This window comes from Streptosporangium sp. CA-135522, assembly GCF_050949235.1.
Lineage (GTDB): Bacteria > Actinomycetota > Actinomycetes > Streptosporangiales > Streptosporangiaceae > Streptosporangium.
In genome coordinates this window covers 5,331,484-5,347,077 of record NZ_CP192026.1, presented here as the reverse complement: position 1 = coordinate 5,347,077, position 15,594 = coordinate 5,331,484, and the positions used below count along the sequence as shown (strand labels likewise).

The 15,594-nt window shown below is 66.0% G+C and carries 27 protein-coding genes; 5 read left to right on the top strand and 22 right to left on the bottom strand.

Annotated features, from left to right (window positions below; genetic code table 11):
- Window positions 1-5: 5 nt before the first annotated feature.
- A complete protein-coding gene (locus ACQPYK_RS25220; RefSeq protein ID WP_433235367.1) occupies window positions 6-416 on the bottom strand; it encodes an excisionase family DNA-binding protein in 411 nt (136 codons plus the stop codon).
- A 333-nt stretch (window positions 417-749) separates the two neighbouring features.
- Between ACQPYK_RS25220 and ACQPYK_RS25215 the strand changes: the two genes are divergently transcribed.
- From ACQPYK_RS25215 to ACQPYK_RS25200, 4 genes are all read left to right on the top strand, one after another.
- Entirely contained in the window at window positions 750-1,130 is a 381-nt protein-coding gene (locus tag ACQPYK_RS25215) for a hypothetical protein (protein ID WP_433235364.1), read from the top strand.
- 494 nt (window positions 1,131-1,624) lie between these two features.
- Window positions 1,625-2,440, top strand: a complete 816-nt coding sequence (locus ACQPYK_RS25210; RefSeq protein WP_433235362.1) for a helix-turn-helix domain-containing protein — start codon at window positions 1,625-1,627, stop codon at window positions 2,438-2,440.
- Window positions 2,441-2,472: 32 nt separating this feature from the next.
- Entirely contained in the window at window positions 2,473-3,261 is a 789-nt protein-coding gene (locus ACQPYK_RS25205; protein ID WP_433235359.1) for an SAM-dependent methyltransferase, read from the top strand.
- A gap of 386 nt (window positions 3,262-3,647) precedes the next feature.
- Window positions 3,648-3,956 carry a hypothetical protein gene (locus ACQPYK_RS25200; protein WP_433235356.1) on the top strand — a complete coding sequence of 103 codons (309 nt, stop codon included), beginning with the start codon at window positions 3,648-3,650 and terminating at the stop codon, window positions 3,954-3,956.
- A 234-nt stretch (window positions 3,957-4,190) separates the two neighbouring features.
- Here the strand turns inward: ACQPYK_RS25200 and ACQPYK_RS25195 are convergent, their stop codons facing one another.
- The 15 genes from ACQPYK_RS25195 to ACQPYK_RS25125 form a co-directional block, all read right to left on the bottom strand.
- Window positions 4,191-4,505, bottom strand: coding sequence for a hypothetical protein (locus ACQPYK_RS25195; protein WP_433235353.1), 315 nt, complete (start codon window positions 4,503-4,505; stop codon window positions 4,191-4,193).
- On the bottom strand, window positions 4,502-5,233 hold the full coding sequence (locus ACQPYK_RS25190) for a hypothetical protein (protein WP_433235350.1): 732 nt from the start codon (window positions 5,231-5,233) through the stop codon (window positions 4,502-4,504). Before ACQPYK_RS25190 ends, ACQPYK_RS25195 begins: the two co-directional genes overlap by 4 nt.
- Before the next feature lie 72 nt (window positions 5,234-5,305).
- Entirely contained in the window at window positions 5,306-5,689 is a 384-nt protein-coding gene (locus ACQPYK_RS25185; RefSeq protein ID WP_433235347.1) for a DUF6283 family protein, read from the bottom strand.
- A complete protein-coding gene (locus ACQPYK_RS25180) occupies window positions 5,686-5,877 on the bottom strand; it encodes a hypothetical protein (protein ID WP_433235344.1) in 192 nt (63 codons plus the stop codon). The genes ACQPYK_RS25185 and ACQPYK_RS25180 overlap by 4 nt, the downstream gene beginning before the upstream one ends.
- On the bottom strand, window positions 5,874-6,209 hold the full coding sequence (locus ACQPYK_RS25175; protein WP_433235341.1) for a hypothetical protein: 336 nt from the start codon (window positions 6,207-6,209) through the stop codon (window positions 5,874-5,876). Before ACQPYK_RS25175 ends, ACQPYK_RS25180 begins: the two co-directional genes overlap by 4 nt.
- A complete protein-coding gene (locus tag ACQPYK_RS25170) occupies window positions 6,206-6,904 on the bottom strand; it encodes a hypothetical protein (protein ID WP_433235338.1) in 699 nt (232 codons plus the stop codon). The genes ACQPYK_RS25175 and ACQPYK_RS25170 overlap by 4 nt, the downstream gene beginning before the upstream one ends.
- Window positions 6,904-7,548, bottom strand: coding sequence for a hypothetical protein (locus ACQPYK_RS25165; protein ID WP_433235335.1), 645 nt, complete (start codon window positions 7,546-7,548; stop codon window positions 6,904-6,906). The genes ACQPYK_RS25170 and ACQPYK_RS25165 overlap by 1 nt, the downstream gene beginning before the upstream one ends.
- Entirely contained in the window at window positions 7,548-7,694 is a 147-nt protein-coding gene (locus tag ACQPYK_RS25160) for a hypothetical protein (protein WP_433235332.1), read from the bottom strand. The genes ACQPYK_RS25165 and ACQPYK_RS25160 overlap by 1 nt, the downstream gene beginning before the upstream one ends.
- Complete coding sequence (locus tag ACQPYK_RS25155) at window positions 7,691-8,260, bottom strand: DUF6197 family protein (RefSeq protein WP_433235329.1); 570 nt, start codon at window positions 8,258-8,260, stop codon at window positions 7,691-7,693. Before ACQPYK_RS25155 ends, ACQPYK_RS25160 begins: the two co-directional genes overlap by 4 nt.
- Entirely contained in the window at window positions 8,257-8,973 is a 717-nt protein-coding gene (locus tag ACQPYK_RS25150; protein ID WP_433235326.1) for a 3'-5' exonuclease, read from the bottom strand. The genes ACQPYK_RS25155 and ACQPYK_RS25150 overlap by 4 nt, the downstream gene beginning before the upstream one ends.
- Window positions 8,974-8,989: 16 nt before the next feature.
- Complete coding sequence (locus ACQPYK_RS25145) at window positions 8,990-9,226, bottom strand: hypothetical protein (RefSeq protein WP_433235323.1); 237 nt, start codon at window positions 9,224-9,226, stop codon at window positions 8,990-8,992.
- Window positions 9,226-9,756: a hypothetical protein gene (locus ACQPYK_RS25140; protein WP_433235320.1), complete on the bottom strand. Its 531-nt coding sequence runs from the start codon at window positions 9,754-9,756 to the stop codon at window positions 9,226-9,228. Before ACQPYK_RS25140 ends, ACQPYK_RS25145 begins: the two co-directional genes overlap by 1 nt.
- A gap of 59 nt (window positions 9,757-9,815) precedes the next feature.
- Window positions 9,816-10,052 (bottom strand): hypothetical protein, encoded by a 237-nt coding sequence (locus ACQPYK_RS25135; protein WP_433235317.1) that lies wholly within the window; start codon window positions 10,050-10,052, stop codon window positions 9,816-9,818.
- Window positions 10,053-10,069: 17 nt separating this feature from the next.
- Window positions 10,070-10,690, bottom strand: coding sequence for a hypothetical protein (locus ACQPYK_RS25130; protein WP_433235314.1), 621 nt, complete (start codon window positions 10,688-10,690; stop codon window positions 10,070-10,072).
- A 66-nt stretch (window positions 10,691-10,756) separates the two neighbouring features.
- Window positions 10,757-11,494, bottom strand: a complete 738-nt coding sequence (locus ACQPYK_RS25125; protein WP_433235311.1) for a DUF2786 domain-containing protein — start codon at window positions 11,492-11,494, stop codon at window positions 10,757-10,759.
- 367 nt (window positions 11,495-11,861) lie between these two features.
- Between ACQPYK_RS25125 and ACQPYK_RS25120 the strand changes: the two genes are divergently transcribed.
- Window positions 11,862-12,353 carry a hypothetical protein gene (locus tag ACQPYK_RS25120; protein ID WP_433235308.1) on the top strand — a complete coding sequence of 164 codons (492 nt, stop codon included), beginning with the start codon at window positions 11,862-11,864 and terminating at the stop codon, window positions 12,351-12,353.
- A 130-nt stretch (window positions 12,354-12,483) separates the two neighbouring features.
- Here ACQPYK_RS25120 and ACQPYK_RS25115 read toward each other — a convergent pair whose 3' ends face one another.
- The 6 genes from ACQPYK_RS25115 to ACQPYK_RS25090 form a co-directional block, all read right to left on the bottom strand.
- On the bottom strand, window positions 12,484-12,627 hold the full coding sequence (locus ACQPYK_RS25115) for a hypothetical protein (RefSeq protein ID WP_433235305.1): 144 nt from the start codon (window positions 12,625-12,627) through the stop codon (window positions 12,484-12,486).
- 199 nt (window positions 12,628-12,826) lie between these two features.
- Window positions 12,827-13,396: a DUF6349 family protein gene (locus ACQPYK_RS25110; protein ID WP_433235303.1), complete on the bottom strand. Its 570-nt coding sequence runs from the start codon at window positions 13,394-13,396 to the stop codon at window positions 12,827-12,829.
- On the bottom strand, window positions 13,393-13,794 hold the full coding sequence (locus ACQPYK_RS25105) for a hypothetical protein (protein WP_433235300.1): 402 nt from the start codon (window positions 13,792-13,794) through the stop codon (window positions 13,393-13,395). The genes ACQPYK_RS25110 and ACQPYK_RS25105 overlap by 4 nt, the downstream gene beginning before the upstream one ends.
- Entirely contained in the window at window positions 13,791-14,318 is a 528-nt protein-coding gene (locus tag ACQPYK_RS25100) for a hypothetical protein (protein ID WP_433235297.1), read from the bottom strand. The genes ACQPYK_RS25105 and ACQPYK_RS25100 overlap by 4 nt, the downstream gene beginning before the upstream one ends.
- Before the next feature lie 13 nt (window positions 14,319-14,331).
- Window positions 14,332-15,057: a hypothetical protein gene (locus ACQPYK_RS25095; RefSeq protein ID WP_433235294.1), complete on the bottom strand. Its 726-nt coding sequence runs from the start codon at window positions 15,055-15,057 to the stop codon at window positions 14,332-14,334.
- Entirely contained in the window at window positions 15,057-15,554 is a 498-nt protein-coding gene (locus ACQPYK_RS25090) for a DNA-directed RNA polymerase subunit alpha C-terminal domain-containing protein (protein WP_433235291.1), read from the bottom strand. Before ACQPYK_RS25090 ends, ACQPYK_RS25095 begins: the two co-directional genes overlap by 1 nt.
- Between the last annotated feature and the right edge of the window lie 40 nt (window positions 15,555-15,594).

The following is a 15,594-nucleotide window of genomic DNA, read 5'->3' as shown; positions in this document are numbered from 1 at the left end:
GTTGGTCACGAGACGGTTTGGGTGGACCGTCCACGTCGGGTGGGCGTGTCGGCTTCGACGAGCTCGGTCTTCGCCGTGGCGATGCGTGCGGCGAGGTCGGCGAGCTCGGCCTTGCTGTCCTGGATGGCCTGCCGCACGTTGGCGAGCATCTGCTCAGCCTCGGTGAGCTGCCGGGGCACGAAGCTTTCCAGCAGGTATTCAGCGAGGAGCACCCGTGGGATGCGGTAACCCCGCTTACCGGTGGTGATGTAGCTGAGCCTGTTGTCTTGCAGGAGGTATAGGACGGTGCGGTCGGTCACTTTAAGTACCTTCGCGACCTGGCCGACCTTGAGCATGTGCTCGCCGGTCGGCTCGCCCGCGTCGATGAGGTCGGCGACGATGCGCTCCGGCATCGTCGCCGTGTTTGCGCTGGTCATTGCCACCTCCTGATTGCTTCGTGATCTTCGTTTGAAGATCAACGCAACTTCAAGGACGACGCTACACGGTCGTTCGCGAAATTCAACTCTTTTCGCGAAATTTCGCGAAATTCGCGAGGATAGCGCGCTTTTCGCGCATGCTCGGACGCAGGCTGCTACTGTTCGCTGTATGGGCAAAAACCGAAGGTAGCCCCAAAAACCGAAGGAGGCGCCCCGGTGGCCCCATCACCCCGCAGCACCGCCGCCGTACCACCTGAGGCCCTCGTCATCCTGCGACGACGAACTGAGAGGGGACTCGAAGGCCCCCTCCCGATCGCTAGCTGCATCAAGACGTTGAAAGGCCTCACGGAAAAGTCATTCACCGACCGCACCTGGGCCAACTATGAGCAGGGCAAGTCACACATCCCCGACCGGGAACTTGTCCTCATGGCCCTCGTCGTCGGCGCCTCACCCGAGGAGATACGGGAAGCCGGCCGGGCCAACGCCGCCGCGATCCTGCGCCAGGAGACCGAGCAGCGCCACTCGCTCTCCATGTCCAGAGCGTCAAGGCGAACGGCCCAACGTCTGGAAAAGGCGATCGACCAGATCAACGCCTTATCGCTACCTGATGAGCAGCGTAAGGCCCTGGTTGATCTGCTTCTCGAAAAAGTCGACACCTTGCTGGACCAGCACAGCCGACAGGTCGACATTCTGCAGCCCCCGCGAGGATCGTAACCTTTTCGGCACCAGCTGGTGACAACCGAAAACGAGAGCCACATCGCGCCTTGGAGCGCCCCGTAAGCCGACCTCCTCGCCGAGGACTGGGCCGTCGCCGAATGACGAAGGCCACGGTCGGCTGCGCACGCCGTGTACTGTCCGGCGATGCTCGGCCGACGCTACGCCCACACCACCTAGGCCCACGAAATCCACCTCATCCCGGCCTCATGGCCGATGTGGATATGCGCCCGCTGTGACCAGTACAAGCCGTGACTCACTTTCTGGAAGTTTGCGTATGCAAATCACGAGTCAGGCTCAGAAATTTAGGAAGTGCTGGTATGCAGGGGCAATGTGTCGTACTCTCACCTCTTCAACCACTTGACGGCATTGCTTATGCAAGTCATGATCTTCTCCGGCAGGATGATCTCTACGGGTGAAACGATCAGGAGGAGCGCATTTCCGATAGCCCTGGACAGGAGACGGGTATCGACGAGCTCCCCACGCGGAAACTCGTGGGCGCCCGCCTACGTCAACTACGCCAAAATGTAGGCATCACCGCCCGCGCCGCCGGCCGACACATCGGCGCGTCGGACTCGAAGATGAGCCGTTTGGAAAACGGCCTCCTGCCGTTCCGCCGAGACGACCTCACCGCCCTGCTCACCCTCTACGGCGTCACGGACCCCTACCAGCAGGAAGCGCTGATCTCCGTTGCCGTGGGGGAGCGCCAGCCCAGTTGGTGGGACGAGCAGCAGGTCCCGCTCGAAGCAACCGCCCTGTGGGGGCTAGAGCAGACCGCAGGCTACATTCGCACCTACCAGCCGCACTTCGTGCCGCCCCTCCTCCAAACCGAGGAGTACGCCGCCGAGTTCTACCGCATCACTCAACACCAGCCGCCCGCGTCCGTGATCGAGACCAGCGTCAGGCGGCTCGCCCGCCGCCAGCAGATCCTTACCGAGCACGGCTCCCGCTTTTGGGTGATCATCGAGGAGCCCGTGCTCTGGCGGCCGATCGCTGGCCTGGACACCCACATCGAGCAGCTCGACACGCTGATCCGAGTCTGCCAGGTCCCGAGAATCACGATCCAGGTGAACCGGATGACCTCCGACTTCGTGCCTGGGTGCGGCCCCTTCAGTGTGTTCCGTTTCGACGACAAACCCCAGATGATCGCCCTCCATGGGCAGGGCAAAGACGTGATCATCCCACGGCGCGACGACGAACAGCACGTGGTCACGTTCGACCGGGTCGCGGTCGCCGCAGCTCGCGCTCATGAAACACCGAAGATCCTCACGGAAATCCGCGCCCGCGTACCCATCGTCGTGGACTTCTGACTCCCGCCTCAATGACGAAAGGCTCTCACCCGATGATCACGCCGACCGACGCGTCGAAGCCGTCCTCCGCCCGCATCTACGACTACATGCTCGGCGGCGAGGAATGGTTCGGGGCCGATGAAGCAGCCGCCAAAATCCTTATGGCGGACGACACATGGGTGCGAGACGCCTGCCGAGCCAACCGCGGCTTCCTCCTGCGCGCGGCCCGAGAGGTCGCCACCCTGGGCGTCACCCAGTTCCTGGAGATCGGGTGCGGCCTGCCGACCCGGCCGAACGTCCACGAAACCGTTCGCTCCGTTCAGCCCGCCGCCCGAGTGGCCTACGTGGACAACGACCCCACGGTTGTCACCCACAACCAGGCGAACGTCGACGAGCCCGGCGCGGTCGTCACCATCGAGGCCGACCTGAACCAGCCGCACGACATCCTGAACAACCCGGAAATCCGGGGGCTTCTCGACTTCACCCGGCCCATCGCGCTGATCTTGGTCGGCGTGTGGCACTTCCTGCCCGGCCCCGACACCCGGAAAATCATGGATGTCCTGTGCGATGCCCTCGCCCCCGGCTCTTACGTCGTGCTGACGCACGCCTGCTCCGACGCGATGACCGAGGCGAAAAAAGCCGCTGGGCAGGCTGTCTACCGGCAGACCAGCAACCCCGCGCACCCGCGCACCACGGCGGAGATCAGCCTCCTAATTGACGGCCTGGAGCTTCTGTCGCCCGGTCTCGTACCGGTCGCGAAGTGGAATTCCATCGACAACGACCCCTACCCGCAAGACGCCCCCGCCGTCATCGGCGCTGTCGGCATGATCTCCCAGTACTGACCCGGCCGAGAGGGGGCGGCCACCTGATCGACTTACCCCTGCCGCCTCCTCAACCTCTATATCCACAACAACCAAACCGCCAAACGGCATCTAAGGGGTCTGTTCTTTCGCACCAAACGTCACGGCAACAGGCCACTCGGCATGCCACCGTCGCAGGTGACCCGCATTTTGTCGGACGTCAGTCTTATGATCGGCATTAAGTAGATGCGTTTTAGGACGAAACAATACTAGACTTAAAGCATTTACCGGGCCTAAAATCTACTCCACGCCTGAGCGCTCCCCTGAGCGGTGGAGCGTTCCACTGAGCAAAATTCCACCAGCAAAGCGCCGATTAACGAGTGCCGCAGGGGCACTTCATTTACTCACTGCGCGACGAAAGAGCAGCTATGACCATCGCTCGTCACCAGGGAATTTCCATACTGCGCGCCGACCAGGCTCTACAGGTATCCGTGACCGTCACCGTGCTCGCCTGGCTAGGTGCGGGGATCACTACGTGGATCGCCATTGATCCAGACGTCACCTTTCGCTTTCTGGTCACTCTGCTGTGGGCGCACAGCCTCGCTATCGTTGCGACCTTTATCACCATGGCCCTTATCATGCTGAGGGCCTTCAACCGCATGACCACCGACTCCCAAGAGGTATACGCACTCGGCCTGGAGCACGGCGTCGAACTGGCCGACTCAATAAACCACTAAGAACGACACCACGCGGCATTCGAAAACGCCCCTGACCCCCCGTTAGGGCGTTTTCATGCCGTCCGGCTACCCTCGCGCCCGATCCACTACTCCCCCGCAGGCTCCGTGCTGTAACCCCTCAAGACTGACACCGAGGCGTTACGGTGCGCGGAGCGTCTCGGGGCCGCACAACCCTAGAAAACCAAGAAGCCCCGGCCGCTGGACGGGACTTCTTTGGCAGTCGCGAGTGGGCCGTTACGCTTTCTGCTCCTCCTGTTCGAGCTCCGCCACGATTTTCAAGACGGAGTAGAGGGAGAAACCTTGCCCTTGAGGATCGGCGTCTTTGGTGATCTCCACCATGCGGCGGCGCGTCACCAGAGACTTCTGGTCGCTGCCAGGTACCCCTTCGGGCGGGCCGGCCGCAGCAACGAGGGCCTCGTGGAACAGCCTGGTCGGCTCCGAGATCGCCTCGTAGTAGTCGCGGGCCGCCTTCCGGAGCGCTTTCTCCGCGGCGGCACGTTGCTCGGCGGGGGGAAGCCGTCCGGGGTTCGGGTTCTTCATGAACATCATGATGCCATACCTCGTTCTGTTTTCGCTTTGACCTTTCCGTGTTTGCCTCGCTTGTCCACCTTCACCAAGGCGGCGACATGATCCTCATACGCCTCATACGTCCACAAGCCAGCGCAGCCGCCGACCTCCTCACGGCCGTCACACTCGATGTACCGCTCCCCCGCGACCCGGATGAGAGTCCGCTTGTCGCAGTACGGGCACGGCCCGACAAGCTCCTGCACATGCACCGCCCACGGCGCGAGCGAGTGTGCCCACCTGCGCAACGCGCCGATCTCACCGAGCATGTCGTCGATCCATGGTCTTGAGGTGGCCCAGTCGACATGGCGCAACAGCCAGTCGGCCAGCTCGGCAACGTCGGCCCGCTCCGGGTAGATCAGGCCGCGCTGCTCAGCGATGAGCCACGCCCAGTTCTTGAGCGTCGACGGGATGGACGGCGGGCCCACTTGGTCGTCGTCGTCGCCGTGGATCGGCGTCGCACCTTCATACAGCATCGACAGCACGTCCAACCGGGTCGGCGTGCTGGCCTCCCTGGATCCGGCCACTTTGTCTCCGCCGCCCTGGCCCGGCGTCTTGTGCTGTTCGAGCCATCGCATGAGCAGCGGAGTGACGCCCAGGTCGCGCCGGAGTCTGGTTACGCAGGACGCGCAGATGAGGCGGCCGTTCTCCGCTTGGCGACGGCCGCAGCGGGGGCCGATGCACAGCGGGTTCGAGTTCTCGGTGTCGGGCAACGCCGTCCTTCCCGATCGGAGCATGAGGGGGACGCTATCCATATCGCTAGCAATATGGATAGCGTCAACCGACTACGATAGGCCCTCCCTCTTCATGGCCCCGTTAGCTTCGGCCATCGCCTCATACGACGGGTACAGCTCCGGCCAGTTGTGGCCCGGCTGCAGCGCGGACGCCGGGATCCGGCCATCGGCCAGGGCAAGCCGCACCCCGATGTGCTCGAACCCTTCGACGGCGAGCCACCCAGCGCACGCCAGGTCCTCGCCCGTCTTCGGGTCACCGACATGGCACCCGAACATCGGGGTGCCTGGCAGCGGCGGAACACCGGCTGCGTTCGGCTGGCACGTGGCGCGCAGTTCCTCGTACCGTTCGGCGGGGAATTTGCCCAACTCGGCCGACACCTGCCATGGGCATTCTCCGCAGGGGAACTTCCGGCGCGGCATCTCAGTCGTGCTCATTCTTCGTCCTCTCGCATGACCTGGATGATGCCGCTGATCTCTTCGCACTGGTGCTCCAGCGCTCGCCGCTCCCCAGGTTTCATCTCGGCCAGGAGCGCGCGGACGTGGTCGACGTCCCGCTCGGCCATGGCCAGCAGGATCTCCGTCTCGGCGAACGGCGTGCCGTACTTCCTACCTTTGGTGCTCACGCTGCCGCCTTCCCGCCTGTATGCGCCAGACACGTGCCCTTCGAGCAGGTGGGAAGCGGCTCCTTCCCGAGAGCCTTACGGACAGCAGAATTGAACGGCTTGATGTACCAGACCATCGCCTTCAGAACCACCATCAGCGTCGACCCGAACACCCCCATAACCTCGAACTGGTCGGCGTCGTACATAACCTTCCTGCGCTCGTCCCAGCACGGGTCGCACAGGTTCACCGGGTCGCAGCTCGTGATGAGCGACCAGCGCTTGAGGATCCGCGGCGCGTTGTAGGCGATGCCCGCCGCGTACACCAACGCGATGACGTCCCACGGCGTGATCATCGCACCCTCCTCTTGGCCGGGCGCGGCCTGGCCACGGTCACCCGGCCTTCCACGGCGAAGCACGCCAGAAGGCCGCCGTCGTACTCCTCCACGAGGCAAAGCGTGTAGCGGACCCGGTCGTACTGACACACCAAGTCCACCTCGAGGTCGGAGTCCGCGGGGAAGGTCATGCGACGGCCGCAGCACGGCAGCTTGGTGTCCACGTGGTCGGAGCCTTCCTCCTGCTCCGTCCATCGCTGCACGATGATCCCGGGGTCGAGCTGGTCCAGGGCCACGGGCCTGCTCGCCGGGATGACCGTGGGCGGCGCCGGCCGGGCCTCCTGGGTCCGCTTCACCACGTGCAGATCCCTGGCATCCAGCGCCATGAGTAGCCGGTCGGCGGCGGCCAGGTGGTCGTCCTCGGTGGCGAACGGCCCCAGCAGCTCGCCACGGTCCAGCTCTGCCGCCAGGACGTACCCCGCCTCGGGCCGGCTGGTCTCGCGCAGAGTCTCAGCGGCCTGCCTATCGATGCGACGGACGAACCAATCAAGGTCCGCGGCGTTGCCGAAGATGGCGAACGTCTCGATGTTGTCGTCGGTGATGACGAGGGCGTGGCTGCCGAGCCTACCTTCGGCGAGGTTCTTCACCAGGTCGTCGTCGCGGGGCACGATCGACACGTGCAGGCCGGTGAGGCTGGTCGCGTGCTGGAACGCCATCACACCGCCCCGTGCTTGTCGTCGATCTGGTCGGCGGCGCCGCCCGTCAGCTTGGCGTAGAGTGCCTGGCAGGCAGCGATCTCCGCCTTCAGCTCCGCGGTACGCTCCCGGCCGTACTTGTCCTCCCGGTGCTCGTACATCGCCAGGGACTCGACCCTTCGCGCCAACTGCCCGGCGACCGCCCCTCTCACAGCATCCCGAGCCGCCCACACGTCGTCGAAGATCGGCCGGACCTTCTCGTCCAGGCAGTGGCCAACGTAGCTGTACACCGTGTTGATCGACAGGCTCGCGCGCCTGTCGTAGAACGCGGCCTTGTAGAAGACCGAGACTCGGCGGCGGCCCAGGCCGTCGATGATGTACGACCACATGGAGTGGTCAGAGGCTTCCCGCTTCCACCCGTCCGGCAGGGTGACGCGGCGGAACAGGGGGTCGCCCTCGACCTGGTCGCCGAGGTGGAAGCCGAGCGCGGTCAGGTCGTCCTCGCCTCCGCTCATGATCTCGGTGGGGATGACCTCGGAGTTGACGAGCTCGCGCTGCCCATCAGCCTCCATGCGGAGGATGGCTCCCTCCGTACCGCCGGAGCCCATTGCGTCGGCCAGGAGCAGCAGGGCGTCGATCTTGCTGGTGTCGCGGGGGCTGGTCATTACTTGATATCTCCGGTGATGGTGGTGGTGGCCTGTACGTAGATCGTCTCGGCTGGTTCGCCGGGCCGGGCCAGCAGCAGGCCGGCCACCGCGGCGATCTCGCCGCGGGTGATGTATCCGCTGGTGTTCATCAGCTGCGCTCTCATACGAATCGGGCGTTGTCCGGGTAGCGGTCCCGCCACCGGGCCGGGATGGTGCCCTGATGCCAGAGGTTCCACGTGGTGGCCGTCCGACCGTCGAAGAACTCGATGTCGAAACGGCGGCCGCCGAACCCACGGAACCCACTGCAGGTCTCGTCGACGATCAGGTAGTGCTCGCCCTCGACGACGACCCGCTTGACCGGGTCGTCGTCGTCTCGTTCCCCGCCGGGGCCCCAGAACCAGGACTTGTCATCCTCGGGCGCCTCGCCAGCCATCTCTGCCTCCGCTGCGGCACCACGGAGAGACGCGACGACGTCGGCTTGAATGCGGCCAGGAGCGCGCAACCAATCGCCGATCCCCGCCGACGACGACGCGACGTGGCACCGCAGAGCCTCGAACGCGGCGTCCTGGAGCTCTCTGCGAATCGAGTCGTCCACGGGTGCGTCGCGCACCTCAACAGCGATCGCATCGCTGAGCAGCACGCCCCGCTGCTGGGGATGCGATGCCCAGCCGTCACGCTCGATGCGGTCGGCTGCAGCGGACAGGACTCTACTTACGGTGCTGGTGCTCATCGCTTGGTGCCTCCGGTGACGGCGTTGAGCACGTCCCGCACCAGGCGGGCGTCACCGAGCGCGGTGTGCGCCTCATACAGGTCGGAATTGACGTTGAGCATCCGCCAGTCGATCGACGTACTGGGCCAGTCGCTCAACCAGGAGGCGGCGAGGGTCTCCGCGGCCGGGTCGCCGTTGAACTCCTCGGCGACGGTGCGGTTGCGCAGGCGACCGTGCATGTAGCCCATCGCGAGTGCCCGCACGTCGATCATGCGGTGCGACGCGGTGAGTGTCTGCCCGTTCTCCCGAAGGAACTTGACGAGGAACCTATGGTCGAACGCCGGGTTGTTCGCCACGATCGTCGCGCCGTCGAGCTGCTCGGCGAGGGCCAGGGCGATCCTCTCGCCCGACATTTCGAGGATCACCTCGCCCTCCTTGGCTGTCTTGCCGTAGACGTTCTCCACGAGGGCGTCGTCGGGGCCACAGTCGGTCGCGGCCAGCTCGACGCCGTCGCCGATCTCGCAGCCAAGCATCTTGGCCCGCTCGTAGTAGCGGCCGACGCGGAGAGAGTTGGGGTCGGCGTGCAGCAGGTCCGGCCGCACCTGCCACCAGAACTCCTGGACGCGGTTCTTGGGCTCGTCGGTGTCGCGGACGATTATGGCGACCTCCCACAGAGCGCCGTTCCGCGTGTCGAGGCTGGTCGTCTCCGTGTCCAGCACCACGTACTTCGGCATGAGATTCCTTCCGGTGTTAGGCGAACAGGTCGAGCTGCTTGGGCTTGGCGGCTTCCTCGGCCTGCCTGGCGAGATCGCGCGGGTGCGGTTCGGGCCTCCGGCCGACGTCGCGGCAGATAGTCGGGCACGTCCGCCAGTGGATGTCGGAGCAGTCAGCGCGGCGGAAGCCCAGGCAAATTCTGTGCTCGCAGTAGGAAGCGGGCACGATGCGCAGCGGTCTGTCCTCCTCGCCGCACTCGACGCAGAGGGTCATCAGCCGATCCGGTCTTCCCGGTCGGGGTATAGCCACGCCGAGATGAATGGGTTGAGCTGGGCGGCCACGATGTCATCGACTACGCGCAGGTCCAGCTCGTTCTTGCCGTCGTCCTTCGCGGCGGCCCACTGCTGCAGGATCTGCGCGAGCGTCGCCGTCAGCGTCGCGGTGAGGCTGCTCGCCGGGTAGTCCCGCTCGATCGTCTCCATGAGCTTGGCGTAGTTGGCCAGGTCCATCAGTTCGCGGTACTGCACGGCGCCGGCCTTGAGGGGGAACCGCTGCCAGTTCTTCTGCTTGGTCCAGAGGGTGACGTGGTTCTTGTCGTGGAAGTCGCCGCCCTGGATGACGAAGCCGTAGCCGAAGCGGCCCATGTATGGGGTGAGGAACTTGCGGTGGATGTTGTGCTCGCGGCACTCGACGAGGAGTTCGTACCGGTAGCCGCGCAGCACGTCGCTGGTGTCGCCGTCCACGTAGTCCATCGGCACCGTATGGTGCGGCGGGGTCCATGGGGGCTGGGTGGGGCCTGGCATGTGGATCTCCGAAGGGATGAGAGGCGGATGGCCCGGCGCGCAGCCGGGCCATCCTGGGGTCAGTCGGGCATCTGGGTGTCGCGCACGAGCCGCGCCGCCGAGCTGACGGAGATCGGCTGCCGGGCGGGGTCGCGGTGGTCGCTGCGGTGGATGCGGGCCAGCTCCTCCGCGGCGGCCTTGACCACGTTGGGGTGACTGGCCCACGGTGCGCCGTCGACGCCGAGCGCGCAGCCGGGGGTGTAGCAGACGGCCTGGAGCCGGGGCTTGCCGTCGACCTCGACCGGCTCAATCTTCACGACGATCCGGGGGGCCATCAGTTGCTAGCCTTTCCGCTTGCGTCATTGGTCATCATGGTCATCCAATCCGTCCAGCCGGTGCCGTCCATGCCGATCCAGCCGGGGTGCACGACGCGCCTGCCGTTGCAGGCGATCCCGACGAACCAGCCGACGTTCTGGTGCGCGGTGTCGTCCTCGGTGGGCCGGCTGCCGCAGACCGGGCAGGTGATGGTCAACCACGTCACGATCGACTCGGGCCACTCCTCGATGCCGACGGCCAGGTTGGCGAGGTAGCCAGCGTCGTCGGCGAAGAACGTGTGGTCGTCGAGGACTTCCCGCTCGCAGGCGTCGAGGAAGTGCTCTTCAATATCGTCGGTCCACTCCTCGTCGTGGGAGGAGAGGTAGGCGGCCAGCTCCTGCGGGGTCACGCCGACGTTGACCGTGACCTCCTTCTCCACCTCGTAGGTGACCAGCTCTTGGACCCGGATCCGGACCTTCCGAGTCTCGCGAGGCAGGCCCTCCTCGACCTCGTAGGGCGGGGTCGGGGCAAAACAGCGGCTGGCGGCGGTGGTGTGGTCCCACAGGTCGGGGCGGCCCTCCTTGGCAAGGTTGCGGATGGGGTCGCTGCAACTGGTGCAGGTCGATTCCGTGTTCTCCACGGTTCTCTCCTTCGGGGTTGGTTGGGAACGGAGGGCGGGCACCGGGTAGCGCCCGCCGCTGGGAGGTTAGGCGTCGAGGGCGCGCTGGCCGCTGGAGCCGACACGGTTGCGGCTGCTTGCGCCGAGGTCGGCGCGGTCGCCTGCTTCGCGGCCCGCGAAGTAGGCGTCGCGGTCGTTGACCTTCCTCGTCTTGACCGCGCCGACGTTGGGCGTCATCTTCTCGAAGTAGGCGTCCACGGCGGCTTGCCGGTCGCGCAGGACCAGGTCGGTGGAGCGGCTACCAGCGGCCGGCGTGGGGGCGGCGTCCACGGCCTGCTTCTCGGCGTCGCGGAGCTTCTCCCGGACGCGGGAGGAGAACCCGGCCATGAAGTCCTTGCGCGCGGTGCTGAGGCTCTTGCGGCCGGTGGGGGTGACGGCGGCGACTTCCTTGCTCATCTGCAGGGCCAGGGAGGCGTAGAGCATCTGGACGGCGTCGAGGTCGCTTCGGTATCCGGAGACCATCAGGTACGTCTTGCCGTCGAGCTGCCACTGCAGGACGCGGCAGCGCTTGGCGCTGGCGATGCCGCCGAGGAGGGCGCATCGTTCGGCCTGGTGGGTCTTGTCGATGATGAGGGGGATGCTGGCGAGCTCGTCGGTGATCTGTCCGGCGGCGGCTAGGTGTGCCCGTTCGATGCCGTACTTGGCCATGAGGGTGTAAGCGCGCTCACGGTAGGTCTCGGCTTCGAGTTCCGGGGTTCCGGGGTGTTCGGCGACGGCGAGGAGCTTGCGGATGAGGTCGAGTTTCGCTTCGGGGGCGGTGGTCATTGGGTGCCTTCTGGTGGGTTGAGGTTAGCGCTTTTGCTAGCGAGATTTGGGTGTCTCTCACGTTCGCGCGTTGTTTGATCTTTCCCCATCTTCCCATGGTCGTTGCGTTTTCGCAACAACCATGGGGCGTGCTGAAACGCTCCCCAAGCGCTTGGAATCACGCGATAGTTCTTTATTGCGCTTCATGATCAAAAGTGCTCACGCTAGCGCTCAGACTCGCGCGTAAGCCATCAGCGGCCACGTCGAGCGTTCCGCCCCCTGTAGGCGACGCGACCAAGCCGCAAGCACTGTTACTTGCAGAAATAACCGAAGCGCGGAAAGGTAGGTGGCGACACCACGCCCGCCCGTCAAGGAGACATCGCCGCCCATGGCCCGCTCAACCCAAGCCACCGCCGCCCGCAAGGCACTGGTCAAGCAAGCGGAACAGCAAGCGGTATCGCGCGTGCGCATCAAGAGCCGCCAGGACAAACCCACTCTCGCCGTCCGCATCAGCTACCACACCAACGAACGCCTCACCTACGCCAACGACAAGACCGGCCTCGGCATCTCCGGCATCGTTGAAGCCGCCCTCGTCGATTACCTCGATTTCCTCGGCATCCCCGCCGACGCCGAGCCGCCCCGCAGCCCAGACGGCAGCCGCCCCAAGCGGGAACGTAGTGTCAAGAAGCGCACTCGCCGGTCCAAGGACGAGGTCGACGAGGTAACCATCGGTCCACGCATCACCCGCCGAACGGACGACCGGCTCACCATCGCCTGCCTGGACACCGCCACCGGCCCGCAGGACATCGTGGAGACCGCCCTCAAGGCATGGCTGCGCAAGCGAGGCGTCCCGCTCTACCCGCAGACACCCGGCGCCTGACAACCTCAGACGCCACTCCCGCCCGAGCGCTGAAACGTGGGGCCCGGCCGCCCATCGATCACCACGTCTCCCGGCTGCCACTCCCCCGGTGTCAGAACGACGTGCCCGCAGGCGACGTCCTCCAGCTTGTTCACACGCCACCGCCGACGCTGCTGGGCCGGGCGATGGTGGCCAGCGCGTCGCGAAGCGGCTCGACGGCGTTGTAGTTGAGCTCAATCGAGTTGTACGGCCAGGTGTCGTCAGCGGAACTGTAGAGGGCGGCAGGTCCGGACAAGGTGACGAACTGCGCGCCTCCCGGAGCAGGACCGCGACCGACGTCGGAAGGTGAAACCCAGCCTCCTTCATGCGCTGCGCCTCGCGCCGGCCTCCGGCGATCGTCGTGCAGTGCTCCTGACACAGGCCCTTGCAGCCCGCATCAGGCACCTTCGCGTACAGCTCCTCTAGCATCTCGTCTTGCCGGTCGGTCCACTCGCTCATGCAGGGAACTCCAGATCAAGGGTCGGTTGAACATGATCGTTGCGGATTTTCTTGGCCCGGAAGTAGGTGGCGGCCAGGTCGTAGCCGCCGCCGGGCGCCTTGCCCGGCTCATGCCGGGACAGGGCCGAGTCCTTCCGAACGGTGATGATCGGGCCGCCGGCCTCCAGCCAGCCAGGCGGATACGCCTTGTCGACCTTGACCCGCCAGCGGGCAAGCACCTTCGGGTCGAAGCCGGCCGCGCCCGGCGGCGGCAGTACCGCGGGCAGGTCCCGCCATCCGGGCCAGGCGTGATCGTGGGCGTCCTCGACCGCTTCCCTCTCCTGGCGGCGGTCCTCGCCCTCATCCCATTCGCAGCCCAGGCACGCGCCCCGCTTGAGTGAGTGGCTGCGAAACCCGAGGTACAGCACAGTGGGCCGGTGCAACGGGGCGGTCGACACGACCGGCCCGCCATGGCCGTTAAAGCCGGGATGGTTGATGTAGATGCACCACAGGCCGCTCCGCACACCCATCGGGGTCTGCACCCATAGGGTGTGCCGCGCGACCGCGCCGCGCGGCTCCCCGCTCATCCGGCCTTCACCTGCCCCTGCGTGACCTGCCACCTGGTGACAAGCTGGCGCAGCGTGCTGGGATCGCGGGGTTCTACAACGGCCTGCACCAGCCCTTCCTGGTGTAGGTCCTGGAGTGCCCTTTTGACCAAGCCATCGCCGCGCAGGCCCAGGAACCTGGCGAGGTCCCACGCGGAGAATCTGCTGTTCGGCCATGCCTGCAAGTGCGCGAGGACTTTCGGCTTGCACTCGTGGTAGCGGACAACCCGCCGGTCTTTGCCACCGGCGAGTCGGTTCCCGTACCGGTAGATGGTCCGCTCGTGCACGCGGAGCCGATGCGCCAGCACGACGGGATCCGTGATGCCTTCCCTGAGGAGCTTCTGATACAGCTCCATCCGCTCGACTCTCTGCCTGCTCACCAGCCCGCCCCCATCTCCAGCTCGGCGTCGGAGTGGACGTCGCCGAAACCGTCAACGACGCCCGCGCAGCCGTCCTCCTCGCCCTCGTCGTCCCCTGCGTCCCCCATGAGGGCTTCGACTGCGCCCTTGGCGGGCTGTAGCTGGGCCGCGGGCGGCTCCCAGTCCGGGCGGGTGGCGATCATGGCCAAGAACAGCCAGTCCGGCAGCGTGGCCCACGTCTCCGGGTGGAATCCGAGCCTGCGTTCGGTGACGGTCATCAGGCCGACCGAGCCGTCGACTTTCCGGTTGGGTCCGCTCAGTTCGTACCTCTCCAGATCCCAGCCGCGTTCGGGCGTCCACACCCACCGGTAGATGGCCTCGCGGGGGAAGAAGTCGCGCTGGCCCGCCCGGATGATGGGCGGAGCGGCAGCGAACTCGTCTTCGATGATGAAGGTCACCTTCCGGCGAGTGACGGTCGTCCAGCTTTGCGTGGTCCCGGCCGTGTCGGCGGCCGGTTCGGGGTCGAACAGGGCGTAGCTGTCCACGTTTCGTGTCCTTTCAGAACAGGGTGATCTGGTCTACGACGGGGGCCGTCTTGGCGAGTCGGGGCGAGGTGAGGATGTAGTTGCCGTCCAGCCAGTCGAGTTCGCGCGGCAACATGTCGATCAGCGGTTCGGCGAGCAGCGCATCGCGCCACCCGAGGACGGTCGGCAATGCCTGGTCGGGGCCTGCCCACTGCAGGTAGGTGCCGTCGACGGAGTCGGCCCAGGCGACGAGCCGATACCGCAGGAACGAGTTGACGCGGCCGACATGGATCCACTTGCCAAGGGAGGAGGCAACGCGGGAGAGGTTCGCCGCGGCGTCCGACAGCTTCCACTCGGTGGACCCGCCGATGAACAGGCAGTCCGCCTCGTCCCAGAAGTCCCAGGTGCTGGCGAACTCCATGTGGTCCTGCGCGACCAGGGCGACCGGCAGGCCCATGGCGCGGATCTCCGCGAGCATGGGCCGCGACCGCGCCTCCGTGGCGAGCGCGTTGCCCACCACGTCGGGCGCAGTCACGAACAGGCACCGGTCAGCGTGCGGCACGAACCGCTCCAGGTACTTCAGGTACGGCCCGTCACCGGGATAGTTGCCGCCGTACACCGCGTTGTCCACGCCGAACAGCCCCTGCTCGGGCACCCGGTTGCCGCTGGCCGGGTTGAGGAGCGCCCCCAGCCGGCCAGCAGCGATCTCCGCTCGGATCCGCAGGGTGGACGGCGGGGCGAGATACAGCGGCGCGCGCATCAGCCATCCACCGTCGTGGTGTCGAAATGCTTCTTCGCCAGCCAGTAGAGGTACGTCTTGAGGGTGGCGAGGGAACCCGCGCCGAAGTTCCGGAGGTCGAGCAGGTCGCTCTCCTGGCAGCGGGCGAGATCACCGAGGGTGTAGACGCCATGGCGACGCATCGCGTTGAGGGCGCGGCCCTTCAAGTCGTGTGCCGCATGACGGATGTCGGTGTCTTCGGGCAGGCCGGTCCGCGTCACCAACTCGGTCAGAGTCGAGCTCGCGGCGCCGAGCTGGTCCACGATCTGGTCGCGCCAGCGGCGTACCTGCGCGCCGTACTCGGCTTCGCGCTGGTGCTTGGGGCACATTCCGGGGTCGGCTCTGTCGCAGGCGATGCAGTCGCCCAGCATGCCCCGTTCCTCGGTCTGGTCGGCGTAGTCGCCGAGCCTGTCGCAGAGGTGGTCCCAGATTCCGCTGGGCAGGGTGACGGTCATCATGCGGTCCGGGTCGGTGGTCATGGTTCTCCTTCGAGGGGGTGACGCTAGCTGTACCGCTAGC

Coding starts and splice junctions, on each gene's coding strand:
- ACQPYK_RS25220 (WP_433235367.1), bottom strand. CDS start 416: ATGACCAGCGCAAACACGGCGACGATGCCGGAGCGCATCGTCGCCGAC.
- ACQPYK_RS25205 (WP_433235359.1), top strand. CDS start 2,473: ATGATCACGCCGACCGACGCGTCGAAGCCGTCCTCCGCCCGCATCTAC.
- ACQPYK_RS25200 (WP_433235356.1), top strand. CDS start 3,648: ATGACCATCGCTCGTCACCAGGGAATTTCCATACTGCGCGCCGACCAG.
- ACQPYK_RS25195 (WP_433235353.1), bottom strand. CDS start 4,505: ATGATGTTCATGAAGAACCCGAACCCCGGACGGCTTCCCCCCGCCGAG.
- ACQPYK_RS25185 (WP_433235347.1), bottom strand. CDS start 5,689: ATGAGCACGACTGAGATGCCGCGCCGGAAGTTCCCCTGCGGAGAATGC.
- ACQPYK_RS25175 (WP_433235341.1), bottom strand. CDS start 6,209: ATGATCACGCCGTGGGACGTCATCGCGTTGGTGTACGCGGCGGGCATC.
- ACQPYK_RS25170 (WP_433235338.1), bottom strand. CDS start 6,904: ATGGCGTTCCAGCACGCGACCAGCCTCACCGGCCTGCACGTGTCGATC.
- ACQPYK_RS25165 (WP_433235335.1), bottom strand. CDS start 7,548: ATGACCAGCCCCCGCGACACCAGCAAGATCGACGCCCTGCTGCTCCTG.
- ACQPYK_RS25160 (WP_433235332.1), bottom strand. CDS start 7,694: ATGAGAGCGCAGCTGATGAACACCAGCGGATACATCACCCGCGGCGAG.
- ACQPYK_RS25155 (WP_433235329.1), bottom strand. CDS start 8,260: ATGAGCACCAGCACCGTAAGTAGAGTCCTGTCCGCTGCAGCCGACCGC.
- ACQPYK_RS25150 (WP_433235326.1), bottom strand. CDS start 8,973: ATGCCGAAGTACGTGGTGCTGGACACGGAGACGACCAGCCTCGACACG.
- ACQPYK_RS25145 (WP_433235323.1), bottom strand. CDS start 9,226: ATGACCCTCTGCGTCGAGTGCGGCGAGGAGGACAGACCGCTGCGCATC.
- ACQPYK_RS25140 (WP_433235320.1), bottom strand. CDS start 9,756: ATGCCAGGCCCCACCCAGCCCCCATGGACCCCGCCGCACCATACGGTG.
- ACQPYK_RS25125 (WP_433235311.1), bottom strand. CDS start 11,494: ATGACCACCGCCCCCGAAGCGAAACTCGACCTCATCCGCAAGCTCCTC.
- ACQPYK_RS25120 (WP_433235308.1), top strand. CDS start 11,862: ATGGCCCGCTCAACCCAAGCCACCGCCGCCCGCAAGGCACTGGTCAAG.
- ACQPYK_RS25110 (WP_433235303.1), bottom strand. CDS start 13,396: ATGAGCGGGGAGCCGCGCGGCGCGGTCGCGCGGCACACCCTATGGGTG.
- ACQPYK_RS25095 (WP_433235294.1), bottom strand. CDS start 15,057: ATGCGCGCGCCGCTGTATCTCGCCCCGCCGTCCACCCTGCGGATCCGA.
- ACQPYK_RS25090 (WP_433235291.1), bottom strand. CDS start 15,554: ATGACCACCGACCCGGACCGCATGATGACCGTCACCCTGCCCAGCGGA.